An 11433-nucleotide genomic window follows, 5' to 3' on the forward strand; every position below is an offset into this window, starting at 1 on the left:
CCGGATGAAACGTCTGCTCCATACCCCGTTGGCGCTGCTCGTGTGGCGCATCGTGCTGCTCTACGCGGTGCTGATGCTCTGCCGCACGGCGTTCTACCTCTACAACGCCGCCGTGCTCGGCCCCCTGACGTGGGCCGAGGCGTGGCCGCTGCTGGCCGGAGCGCTGAAATTCGACACCGCCTCGGTCGTCTACGCCGACGGGGTGTTCATCCTGCTGTCGCTGCTGCCCCTGCCCCTGCGCGAACGGCGCTGGTACCGGGCCGTGCTGTTCTGGTACTACGTCGCGGTCAACGCCGTGCTGGTCGTGGCGACGAACCTCGCCGACACGGTCTATTTCCGCTACACGCAGAAGCGTTTCACGGCCGACGAAATCTTCTTCGCCGACAACGACAACTCGTTGCAGCTGGTCGGGAAATTCATGGCCGAGAACTGGTATCTGGTGCTTCTGTGGATCGCCCTGACCGCCCTGCTGGCGTGGGGCTACCGCCGCAGGGTGCGGGAAGAGAGCATTTTCAGCCGCGGATGGGCCTATTACATCGGCAACACGGTGATCTTCGCGGCGGCCGCGGGGCTGAGCGTCGCCGGGATGCGCGGCGGCATGACCCGCATGACGCGCCCGATCACCCTGTCGAACGCCACGCTCTACACCGCCGACAGCGGCAAGGCCAACCTCATCCTGAGCAATCCGTTCTGCATCCTGCGCACCATCGGCAGCGCGGGGAGCGTCAAATACAAGAAACACTTCGCCCCGGAGGAGCTGGCGCGGCGCTTCACGCCCGTGCACCAGCCTGCGGACAGCGCGGCCGTGAACCTCGCGGGCCGCAACGTCGTGGTCTTCATCATGGAGAGCATGTCGGCCGAACACTCGGCCTACCTCTGTCCGGAGGTCTACGCCGACCGGGAGGTGAAAGGATTCACGCCCTTCCTCGACTCGCTGATGCAGAACGGACTGGTGTTCAAACGGATGTATGCCAACGGCACGCGGTCGATCCAGGCCATGCCCTCGGTGTTGGGCAGTATTCCGTCGTTCCGCACGCCTTTCGTGCTGATGGCCCAGTCGCTGGGCGAGAGCCGCCAACTGCCCGCCATGCTGGCGGACAAGGGGTATGCGACGCTCTTCTTCTGCGGTTCGGAACACGGCTCGATGGGATTCGGCGCCTACGCCCGTTCGGCGGGCGTCGAGCGGCTGGTGAGCCGCGAGGACTACGAAGCCCGCCACGGCACGGGGGATTTCGACGGGTACTGGGGAATCTGGGACGAACCGTTCCTGCAATTCATGGGCGAGGAGCTCGCGGCTACGCCTGAACCCTTCTTCGCCACGCTGTTCACCCTCTCGTCGCACCATCCGTTCGTCGTACCCGAGCAGTACGCCGCCACGCTGCCCGACGGATACACCCGGATTCACAAGGGCGTAGCCTACGACGATCAGGCGTTCCGCCGCTTCTTCCACCGCTTCGGCGGCGAGGAGTGGTTCCGCCGCACGATCTTCGTATTCGTCGCCGACCACGTTTCGTCGGAGAAATTCGCCGAAAAAACGCGCTCCTACCCGGGGAACATGCACATCGTGGGATTCATCCACACCCCCGACGGCGCCCTGCAAGGCGAGGTGCGGGAGGTCACGCAGCAGCTGGACATCATGCCCACGGTGCTGGGCCTCACGGGCAACACGGAACCCTACTTCGCCTTCGGACGCGACGTGCTGAACGAGCCGCAGCGGCCCCGCTGGTCGGTGTCGTACGACGGGAAATTCCGCGCGCTGACGGACGACGGAGCCGTCGTGCTCGACGATTCGGGCTCCGAGGTGCAGGAGTGCCCGACGACGCCCGCCGCCGACAGCCTGACGCAGTCGTTCCGGGCGCTGATCCAGCAATATTACAGCCATATCGAACGCAAGAGTTACACCCCCAATGATTGAATTCAAACCCGTGCGCCTCGAGGACCGGGCGGTCATCGAGCGCTATACCATGCCGTCGGGCATCTGCAACTGCGACCTCGCCTTCGCCAACATGTACTGCTGGCAGGAGGTGTTCCACAGCGCGTGGGCCGAGATCGACGGATTCCTCGTCATCCGCTTCCAGATCGACGGCGGCGAGCGCATCGGCTACATGCAGCCCGTCGGAACGGGCGACCTGGGAGCCATCATCCCCAGCCTGCGCGAGGACGCCCACGCCCACGGACAGCGGCTGCGGATCATCGGACTGACGGACGAGGGCCGCGAAACGATCGCCCGGGTGCACCCCTGCCGCTTCGCCTTCGAATCGGACCGCGCGCTGGAAGATTACGTCTACAACGCCGACGACCTGCGCAACCTCGCCGGACGCCGCTACCAGCCCAAGCGCAACCACATCAACCGTTTCGAGGCCGAATACCCCGACTATCGCTACGAGGAGCTGACACCCGACCGTTTCGAAGCCTGCATGGCCCTCGAACGCACCTGGCGGCGGGAACACGAGGGGCACACCTCGGAGCTGTGCGCCGAACAGCGGGCCATGCAGCGGGCCTTCAGGCATTTCGGGGAACTGGGACTGATCGGCGGCTGCATCTACGTCGGCGACCGGCTGGCGGCCTTCACCTACGGCTCGGCGGTCAACGACCACACCTTCGACACCCATGTCGAAAAAGCCGACACGGAGTTCGACGGCGCCTTCACGATCATCAACAAGCTCTTCGCCCAGCACCTCCCCGAGCGTTTCACGCTCATCAACCGCGAGGAAGACCTCGGACTGGAGGGCCTGCGGCACGCCAAACTCTCCTACCACCCGGCATTCCTCCAGCACAAGTTCACGGCGATCTGCCTGCACCCCGACGAGCTGGCCTGCAAGGATCTGTGGTTGAAATCTTTCGGCGACGAAGAGCAGTTCGCCGACTCGTTCATCATGCGTTACTATTCGCGGGAACGGATGCTGACGGCAGAGGTCGAAGGCCGCACGGCGGCGATGCTCCACCTCGTGCCGTTCGACACGGAGCTGGGGCGCACGACCTATATCTACGCCGTGGCGACGGACCCCGCATTCCGGGGCCGCGGGCTGGCGTCGCAACTGATGCGCGAAGCGATGCAGGCGATCGCGGAGCGCGGCAACGACGCGGCGTTCCTCATCCCGACGCCTGGCCAGGAGTGGCTGCACGGATTTTACGGCCGTTTCGGATTCGACGGGGCCGTGCCGACGGAGTTCGTCACCCCGGACGGGTTCGACTTCGGGACGGGCGACACGGCGACCGACCTGGCGATGGTCTGGCGGCGCGACCCGTCGGCCCCGCTGCCCGGGAAACTGACGGCGACCTACCGCAAATAAAAAAGAACCGGAGCTTAACTCCGGTTCTTTTTATTTAAGAAGCACTCGATCGTGTTCTCCATCAGGCAGCAGATCGTCATCGGCCCGACACCGCCCGGAACGGGGGTGATGACCGAAGCCTTGGGCTCGACGGCCGCGAAATCGACATCGCCGCACAACTTGCCCGTCTCCGGGTCGCGGTTGACACCCACGTCAATCACCACGGTGCCCTCGGAGACCATGTCGGCGGTGACGAATTTCGGACGCCCGATGGCCACCACCAGAATCTCCGCCCCGCGCGTCACTTCAGCCAGGTCGCGCGTGCGGCTGTGGGCCATCGTCACCGTGGCATTCGCGTCGAGCAGCAGCTTCGAGACGGGAAGCCCCACGATATTGCTGCGGCCGATCACCACGGTGCGCTTGCCGGCGATCTCCACCCCGGCGGTCCGCAGCATCTTGAGGATGCCTTTCGGGGTGCAGGGAAGCGTGCAGGGCTGTTTCTGCCACAGCGCCGCGACGTTCAGGGGGTGGAAGCCGTCAACGTCCTTCGACTTGTCGATGGCGGCGATCACCTTGTCCTCGTCGATGTGCTTGGGCAGGGGCAGCTGGACCAGAATGCCGTCCACCTCGTCGTCGAGGTTCAGCGCCGCGATGATGTCCAGCAATTCGGCCTCGGTGACCGACTCCGGCTTGCGGATCGTGGTGTTGCGGATGCCCACCTCGGCCGAAGCCTTGGCCTTGCCCGTCACATAGCTCACGCTGCCGGGGTCCTCGCCCACGAGGATCACCACCAGATGGGGCACACGTCCGTATTTCGCGGGGAAGGTCTTCACCTCGTCCGCCATTTCGAGTTTCAGTTTCGCTGAGAGTTCTTTTCCGCTAATGATTTTTGCCATATATCGCTCGTATTATCTTTTCGAAAGGTATATAAAAATGCAGGGTGCAGAATCCGACAAGCCACAATCCGCCCATACTCAAGGCTTGATTGGGAACTGCGAGCGTCGGTCCCTCTTCGATGCAGAGATCCTCCGCACCGATATGGAACGACGAAGCGCACATTGCCAATCCGGCCAGAATCCCGCAGGGAGCCAGCCACCACTTCCGGCGCCACCGGTCATTCAACCGGTAGACGAACCGCAAAGGCAACCCCACGATCCCCAGCACGCCGACCGTCACGACGGTCAGCAACAGCATCCACGCCGTATTGAGCGCGAAAGCAAACGCTCCCTCCACGCCGCTCCAATCCCACCAGACCGTCACAGCGAGATTCAGCGCGGTAATCAGCCCCACGACCAGCGGAAACTGATAAACGACGTGCCACTCGCGGCGGACAAGGCTCGGAAGAGGCATCAATCGTCGAGAGCCCAGTGACCGATGTCGGTGCGGTGGAACAGATTGTCACAGTCGATGCGGGCTACGTCGGCCAGCGCATTCTTCCGCGCCTCGGCCAGATCGCGGCCCGTGCCCACGACAAACAGCACACGGCCCCCGTTGGTGAGAATCCGTCCGCCGTCGGCCTTGGTGCCCATGTGGTAAACGGTCCCCCCGACGCGGTCGAGGCCCTCGATCTCGTGTCCCTTTTCGTAGTCGCCCGGATAGCCTTTCGAGGCCAGCACGATGCCCAGCGCCGCGAAGTCGTGCCACTCCAACTGCGTGTCGCGGCCCTCGGCCACGGCGCAGAAGATGTCAACGATGTCGCTCTTCAGACGCGGCAGCACCACTTCGGTCTCGGGATCGCCGAAACGGGCGTTGAACTCGATGACCTCGATGCCCCGTGCGGTCTTCATCAGCCCGCCGTAAAGCACCCCTTCGAAAGGACACCCCTCGGCGACCATCGCGTCGGCAACGGGCTGCATGATCCGCTCCAGGGCGTACCGTTCGTCCTCGGCCGTGATGAACGGCAGGGGCGAATAGGCGCCCATACCGCCCGTATTGGGACCTTCGTCGCCGTCGTAGGCCCGCTTGTGGTCCTGCGCCAGCACCATCGGCCACACCTGGTGTCCCGAAACGAAGCACATGAACGAAAACTCGGGGCCTTCGAGGTAATCCTCGACGACCACCTTGCCCTCGCCGAACTTGTCGTCGAGCAGCATGTCCCGCAGCGCCGCTTCGGCCTCGGCCATCGTCCGGGCGATCACCACGCCCTTGCCGGCGGCCAGTCCGTCGTATTTCAGCACCGCGGGCAGGGGACGCCCCTGCACGTAGGCCAACGCCCCGGCGTAGTCGGTGAACGCGCGGAACCCCGCCGTCGGAACGCCGTATTTGGCCATCAGCTCCTTGGCGAACTCCTTCGAGGACTCGATGCGCGCCGCGGCCTTCGTGGGGCCGAAGATGCGCAGTCCGGCCGCCTTGAAGCAATCGACGACTCCCGCCGCCAACGCCACCTCGGGTCCCACGACCGTAAGTCCGACGCCCTGCTCCGCGGCGAAATCGCGCAGGCGCTCCACCTCGGTCTCGCGGATCGACACGCACTCGGCCTGCCGGGCGATGCCCGCGTTGCCGGGAGCGCAGTAGATCTTTTCGACCTGCGGCGAGCGCGTCAGCGCATCGACAATGGCGTGTTCGCGGCCGCCGGAACCTATTACCAAAACTTTCATACGGTGAAAATTGAAAGGTTAAAAGTGAAAAGTTAAACATAGAAAATGGGAAAACAAAAGGCAAAAAGCGAAAAGCCCCAAAACTTTTCACTTTTCAATTTTCACCTAATGCTTAAAATGCCTCTCGCCGGTGAACACCATCGCAATGCCTTTCTCGTCGGCCTTGCGGATCGAATCTTCGTCGCGGACCGATCCGCCGGGCTGCACGATCGCCGTCACGCCGTATTCGGCGGCCAGCGTCACGCAGTCGTCGAAGGGGAAGAAACCGTCCGATGCCAGCACCAGACCCTCGGTGACGCCTGCGGCATGCGCCTGTTTCAGGGCGATCTCCGCCGAGCCGATGCGGTTCATCTGCCCGGCGCCGACGCCCAGCGTCCGGCCGTCCTTCACCGCCACGATGGCGTTCGACTTCACGTGCTTGACGATGTGCCAGCCGAAGTTCAGGTCCGCCATCTGCTCCGGGGCGGGCTTCGCCTTCGTCACGCACATATCCGCCGTCACGGCCTTCGTCGCCACGTCGAGGTCCTGCACCAGCAGACCGCCGTTGACGCTCACATACTGTTTGGGATCGACGGCGCCCTTCTCCATGTTGACTTCGAGCAGACGCAGGTTCTTTTTCGTCGTGAGCACTTCGAGAGCGCCTTCGTCGAATTTCGGGGCCATGATGATTTCGAGGAAGATCGGCTTCATCAGCTCGGCGGCCTCCTTCGTCACCGTGCGGTTCGTGGCCACGATACCGCCGAAGATCGACACCTTGTCGGCCTCGTAAGCCTTGGTCCACGCCTCCACGACATCCTTGCCCGTAGCCGCGCCGCAGGGATTCATGTGTTTCAGACCCACGCAGAACGGCTCGTCGAACTCGCGCACGATGCACAGCGCGGCGTTGGCGTCCTGAATATTATTGTACGACAACTCCTTGCCATTGAGCTGCTTGGCGAACGCCAGCGAGTAGGGAACCTTCTTTTCCTCACGGTAGAATTTCGCCGATTGGTGGGGGTTCTCGCCGTAGCGCAGCGACTGCACGAGGTCGAACTCGAGGAACAGCTTTTCATTCAGACCCGCCTGAGCGCGCATGTAGGTGGCGATCATCGCATCGTATTCGGCGGTGTGCGTGTAGGCTTTCGCCGAGAGTTTCAGGCGCGTGGCCTTTTCGGTATTGCCGCCGGCCCCGATCTCGGCGAGGATCTGCGCATAGTCCGCGGGGTCGCACACGACCGTCACGTCGGCCCAGTTCTTGGCCGCCGAACGCAGCATCGAAGGACCGCCGATGTCGATGTTCTCGATGGCGTCCTCCATCTTCACGCCGGGCTTCTCGATCGTCTGACGGAACGGATAGAGGTTCACGCAGACCATGTCGATGAACTCGATATGATTGTCTTTCAAGGCTTTCAGGTGCTCCGGGTCGTCGCGGCGGGCCAGCAGGCCGCCGTGCACGTTCGGGTGCAGGGTCTTCACACGGCCGTCGCAGATCTCGGGAAATCCCGTAACGTCGCTGATGTTGATCACCTCCACGCCGCTGTCGGCCAGCAGCTTCATCGTGCCGCCCGTGGCGATCACCTCCCAGCCAAGGGCCTGCAGCCCCTTGGCGAACTCCACGACACCGGTTTTGTCGCTTACGCTTATTAATGCTCGCATTATTCGATCAGTTTTTTAATAGTTTCAATGTATAACGGATATTCCACGGCGTGAATCATCGGTTCCAGCTCCTCGATGTCGCTGCCCTCGTAGGGGAAGGCCCGCTGGGCGATGATACGACCGCCGTCGAGTTCGGAATCGACATAATGGATCGTCACGCCGAAGACCTTGACGCCGTATTCCAGCGCCTGTTCGATGGCATGCGCCCCCCGGAAGGCCGGCAGCAGCGACGGATGGATATTGATGATCCGTCCCCCGTAGGCCCCCAGCAGTTCGTCGCCGATGATGCGCATGTAGCCCGCCAGGCAGACCAGTTCCACACCCGCGGCATCCAGCCGTGCGACGATCTCCCGTTCGTATGCGGCCTTCGAAGCATACTCTTTCGGGGCGAATACGAATGCCTCGACCCCGTGCTCCGCGGCCCTCTCGACCACCTTCGCACCGGGCTTGTCGCAGACCATCAGCACCACTTCGGCATCCAGTACGCCCTGCTCGCAGGCCCGGACGATGGCTTCGAAATTGGTGCCGCTGCCGCTGGCGAAAACCGCAAGGCGCCGCATCGCGCTATCGGATGACGACACCCTCGGTGTCGGTTACGCGTCCGATGACCGAAGCCCGCTCGCCCTGCTTCGTGAGGATGTCGATGGCCTTCTGCGCCTCGCCCGCGTCGAGGGCGATGACCATGCCGATACCCATGTTGAAGATGTTGAACATCTCACGGTGAGCCACCCGGCCGTACTTTTCGAGGAAGCGGAACACGGGCAGAATCTCCCACGTCCCCTCCTCGATCTCGATGCCCTGCCCCTCGTGCAGGATACGGGGGATGTTCTCGTCGAAACCGCCGCCCGTGATGTGGCTGATGCCGTGCACGTCGCAGTTGCGGATCACCTCCAACACCTGCTTCACGTAGATTTTCGTCGGCGTGAGCAGCACCTCGCCGAGCAGCTTGTTCGACAGCTCGGGATAGGATTCGCGCAGGTTCAGGCAGTTGTCCGCGACGATCTTGCGCACGAGGCTGAAGCCGTTGGAGTGCACGCCGCTCGAAGCGATGCCCACGAGCACGTCGCCCGCCTTGACCTTCGAGCCGTCGATCAACTGCGACTTCTCCACGACGCCCACCGTGAATCCGGCGATGTCGTACTCGCCCTCGGCGTACATGCCCGGCATCTCGGCGGTCTCGCCGCCCACCAGCGCACAACCGGCCTGCCGGCAGCCGTCGGCGACACCGGCGACGATGGCCTCGACCTTCTGGGGTTCGTTGCGGCCCACGGCCACGTAGTCGAGGAACTCCAGCGGCTCGGCGCCCTGCGCCAGCACGTCGTTGACGCACATGGCCACGGCGTCGATGCCGATCGTATCGTGCTTGTCCATCTCGAAGGCCAGCTTGAGCTTGGTGCCCACGCCGTCGGTGCCGCTTACGAGCACCGGCTCCTTCACATTCAGGGCCGAGAGGTCGAACATCCCGCCGAAAGCGCCGATGTTGCCCATCACACCCGGACGCGAGGTCGAAGCCACATGCTTCTTGATGCGCCGCACCACTTCATACCCGGCTTCGAGATTCACGCCGGCCTTTTCATAACTTTGAGCCATAGTAATATATGGTTTAAAATAATTTAAATTCCCTGTTTTTATCCCCATTCTCCGGGCCCGTCATTGCGAGGCATCGCCAGATGCCGTGGCAATCCGGGAAAAATGCCGTAACGTCACAACACCGGTTCAGATTGCCGCGTCGGACCTGCGTCCTCCTCGCAATGACCGCTTCGCGTCCCCTAACATTTTACATCTTTGTTGGCCTCCTCGGGCGACTGGTACAGCGCCGTGGGATAGCGTCCCGTGAAGCAGGCCATGCAAAGCTCCTTGCAGCCGCCGGCCTCCAGCAACGACGCGGGCGAGAGGAATACCAGCGAATCGGCGCCGATCTCCCTGCACACGCCCTCGGGATTCTTGCGGGCCGAGATCAGTTCGTCATAGGTCGAGGTGTCCACGCCGTAGAAACAGGGGCTGATCATCGGAGGGCTGGCGATGCGCACGTGCACCTCGGTGGCTCCCGCCTCCTTGAGCATCGTGACGATGCGCCGCGAAGTCGTGCCGCGCACGATCGAGTCATCGACCAGCACCACGCGCTTGCCCCTGACGATCGAACGCACGGCCGAGAGTTTCATCCGCACACCCTTCTCGCGCAACTCCTGAGTCGGCTGGATGAAGGTGCGGCCGATATACTTGTTCTTAATAAGTCCCATTTCATAGGGCAGGCCGCTCGCCTCGGCATAACCCATCGCGGCGCTGAGGCTCGAATCGGGCACGCCGACCACGATGTCCGCCTCGGCGGGCGCCTCCTTGTAGAGCAGGCGTCCCGACTCCTTGCGGTAGGCGTGGACGTTGCGGCCGTCGATGTCGCTGTCCGGACGGGCGAAGTAGATGTACTCCATCGCACACATCTCATGACGCTTGTACATCGAGTAGTCGCGGCTGCGGATGCCCTGCCTGTCGATCGTCACGATCTCGCCCGGCTCCACGTCGCGCACGAACTCCGCACCCAGCACGTCGAAAGCGCAGGTCTCGCTCGACACCACCCAGCCGTCGCCCAGCCGTCCGATCGCCAGCGGACGCAATCCGTACTTGTCGCGGCAGGCGTAGATGCGGTTGGCCGTCATGATGAGGAACGCGAAGGCCCCTTCGAGCATGTTCAGCGCGTCGATGATCGAGAAGATGCGCGGCCGGTCGTGGTAGCGCGTCTCCTTCTTGATCAGGTGGGCCAGGATCTCGCTGTCGGAGGTCGATTGGAACAGGCTGCCTTTGTTTTCGAGGTGGCGGCGCAGCAGCTCCGAATTGACGATGTTGCCGTTGTGCGCCAGCGCGAAATCGCCCGTGTTGTGACGGAAAAGGAACGGCTGGACGTTCTCAACGCCGCCGCCGCCGGCCGTGGTGTAACGCACGTGGCCGATGGCCATCGAACCTTTCAGGGTCGCCAGCTTCTCTTCGTTGAAAACCTCGGTCACCAGTCCCTCGCCCTTGATGCGGCGGAAAGCGCCGTTCTCATCCACCGAGACGATGCCGGCACCCTCCTGCCCGCGGTGTTGCAGGGCGTGGAGGCCGTAGTAAGTCAGCGACGCGGCGTCCGGCACCCCGTAGATGCCGAACACCCCGCACTCCTCGTGCAATTCGCGGTCGCGGATCACTTCCATCATCTTAGGCGGTAATTTTTTTCAGACGTGCCAGAATCTCTTCGTAAGCCTCGCGGACCTTGCCCAGATCGCGGCGGAAACGGTCCTTGTCGAGTTTCTCGTTGGTCGTGGCGTCCCACAGGCGGCAGGTGTCGGGCGACACCTCGTCAGCCAGCACGATCTCGCCGTCGAGCGTCTTGCCGAACTCGATCTTGAAGTCCACCAACTTGATGTTCATCTTCAGGAACAGCCCTTTCAGCACCTCGTTGATCTTGGCCGTCATGGCGTACATCTCGTTCAGCTCCTCGTAGGTGGCGGCGCCGAGCGCCACGGCGTGATGGTCGTTGATCAGCGGGTCGCCCAGCTCGTCCTTCTTGTAGCAGATGTCGAAAATGACGTTCGAAGGCTGCGTGCCCTCCTCGATGCCGAGGCGCTGGGCCATCGAACCGGCGATGACGTTGCGCACGATCACCTCCAGCGGAATGATCGTCACCTTGCGGCAGATCTGGTCGCGGTCGTTGATCGTCTCGACGTAGTGGGTTTTGACGCCCGCCTTCTGGAGCTCCTTGAAAATAATCGTCGAAATGGCATTGTTCAGCACGCCCTTTCCCTCGATCGTGGCCTTCTTGATGTTGTTGAAAGCCGTAGCCGCATCCTTGTAGTGGATGATGATCTTATCGGGATCGTCGGTGCGGAAAACCTGTTTTGCCTTGCCCTCGTAGAGCATTTCGAGCTGTTTCATGGTGTGTTTGGTGTTTTGAGTTT

10 protein-coding genes are annotated in these 11433 nt (G+C 62.7%); 2 read left to right on the plus strand and 8 right to left on the minus strand.

Annotation, left to right across the window (positions count from 1 at the left end; translation table 11 throughout):
• Window positions 1–4 precede the first annotated feature (4 nt).
• Entirely contained in the window at window positions 5–1915 is a 1911-nt protein-coding gene (locus NQ519_RS02500; protein WP_019149639.1) for an LTA synthase family protein, read from the plus strand.
• Window positions 1908–3293, plus strand: coding sequence for a GNAT family N-acetyltransferase (locus NQ519_RS02505; protein ID WP_019149638.1), 1386 nt, complete (start codon window positions 1908–1910; stop codon window positions 3291–3293). The genes NQ519_RS02500 and NQ519_RS02505 overlap by 8 nt, the downstream gene beginning before the upstream one ends.
• A gap of 14 nt (window positions 3294–3307) precedes the next feature.
• Here NQ519_RS02505 and folD read toward each other — a convergent pair whose 3' ends face one another.
• The 8 genes from folD to purC form a co-directional block, all read right to left on the minus strand.
• A complete protein-coding gene (gene folD / locus NQ519_RS02510) occupies window positions 3308–4168 on the minus strand; it encodes a bifunctional methylenetetrahydrofolate dehydrogenase/methenyltetrahydrofolate cyclohydrolase FolD (protein ID WP_019149637.1) in 861 nt (286 codons plus the stop codon).
• A complete protein-coding gene (locus NQ519_RS02515) occupies window positions 4152–4622 on the minus strand; it encodes a hypothetical protein (RefSeq protein ID WP_019149636.1) in 471 nt (156 codons plus the stop codon). The genes folD and NQ519_RS02515 overlap by 17 nt, the downstream gene beginning before the upstream one ends.
• Complete coding sequence (purD, locus tag NQ519_RS02520) at window positions 4622–5869, minus strand: phosphoribosylamine--glycine ligase (protein WP_019149635.1); 1248 nt, start codon at window positions 5867–5869, stop codon at window positions 4622–4624. The genes NQ519_RS02515 and purD overlap by 1 nt, the downstream gene beginning before the upstream one ends.
• 105 nt (window positions 5870–5974) lie before the next feature.
• A complete protein-coding gene (gene purH, locus NQ519_RS02525) occupies window positions 5975–7504 on the minus strand; it encodes a bifunctional phosphoribosylaminoimidazolecarboxamide formyltransferase/IMP cyclohydrolase (RefSeq protein WP_019149634.1) in 1530 nt (509 codons plus the stop codon).
• Entirely contained in the window at window positions 7504–8064 is a 561-nt protein-coding gene (purN, locus tag NQ519_RS02530) for a phosphoribosylglycinamide formyltransferase (protein WP_019149633.1), read from the minus strand. Before purN ends, purH begins: the two co-directional genes overlap by 1 nt.
• A 4-nt stretch (window positions 8065–8068) precedes the next feature.
• A complete protein-coding gene (purM, locus tag NQ519_RS02535) occupies window positions 8069–9094 on the minus strand; it encodes a phosphoribosylformylglycinamidine cyclo-ligase (RefSeq protein WP_019149632.1) in 1026 nt (341 codons plus the stop codon).
• A gap of 179 nt (window positions 9095–9273) precedes the next feature.
• Window positions 9274–10692 (minus strand): amidophosphoribosyltransferase, encoded by a 1419-nt coding sequence (purF, locus tag NQ519_RS02540; RefSeq protein ID WP_019149631.1) that lies wholly within the window; start codon window positions 10690–10692, stop codon window positions 9274–9276.
• 1 nt (window position 10693) lies between these two features.
• Window positions 10694–11410 (minus strand): phosphoribosylaminoimidazolesuccinocarboxamide synthase, encoded by a 717-nt coding sequence (gene purC, locus NQ519_RS02545; RefSeq protein ID WP_019149630.1) that lies wholly within the window; start codon window positions 11408–11410, stop codon window positions 10694–10696.
• Window positions 11411–11433: the final 23 nt, after the last annotated feature.

The sequence above is a fragment of the Alistipes senegalensis JC50 genome, from assembly GCF_025145645.1.
Taxonomy (GTDB): domain Bacteria; phylum Bacteroidota; class Bacteroidia; order Bacteroidales; family Rikenellaceae; genus Alistipes; species Alistipes senegalensis.

Bases quoted from the DNA above. Each gene is read 5' to 3' on its own strand.
- purH (WP_019149634.1), bottom strand. From the start codon at position 7,504: ATGCGAGCATTAATAAGCGTAAGCGACAAAACCGGTGTCGTGGAGTTC.
- purM (WP_019149632.1), bottom strand. From the start codon at position 9,094: ATGGCTCAAAGTTATGAAAAGGCCGGCGTGAATCTCGAAGCCGGGTAT.
- purC (WP_019149630.1), bottom strand. From the start codon at position 11,410: ATGAAACAGCTCGAAATGCTCTACGAGGGCAAGGCAAAACAGGTTTTC.
- NQ519_RS02500 (WP_019149639.1), top strand. From the start codon at position 5: ATGAAACGTCTGCTCCATACCCCGTTGGCGCTGCTCGTGTGGCGCATC.
- folD (WP_019149637.1), bottom strand. From the start codon at position 4,168: ATGGCAAAAATCATTAGCGGAAAAGAACTCTCAGCGAAACTGAAACTC.
- NQ519_RS02515 (WP_019149636.1), bottom strand. From the start codon at position 4,622: ATGCCTCTTCCGAGCCTTGTCCGCCGCGAGTGGCACGTCGTTTATCAG.
- purF (WP_019149631.1), bottom strand. From the start codon at position 10,692: ATGATGGAAGTGATCCGCGACCGCGAATTGCACGAGGAGTGCGGGGTG.
- purN (WP_019149633.1), bottom strand. From the start codon at position 8,064: ATGCGGCGCCTTGCGGTTTTCGCCAGCGGCAGCGGCACCAATTTCGAA.
- purD (WP_019149635.1), bottom strand. From the start codon at position 5,869: ATGAAAGTTTTGGTAATAGGTTCCGGCGGCCGCGAACACGCCATTGTC.
- NQ519_RS02505 (WP_019149638.1), top strand. From the start codon at position 1,908: ATGATTGAATTCAAACCCGTGCGCCTCGAGGACCGGGCGGTCATCGAG.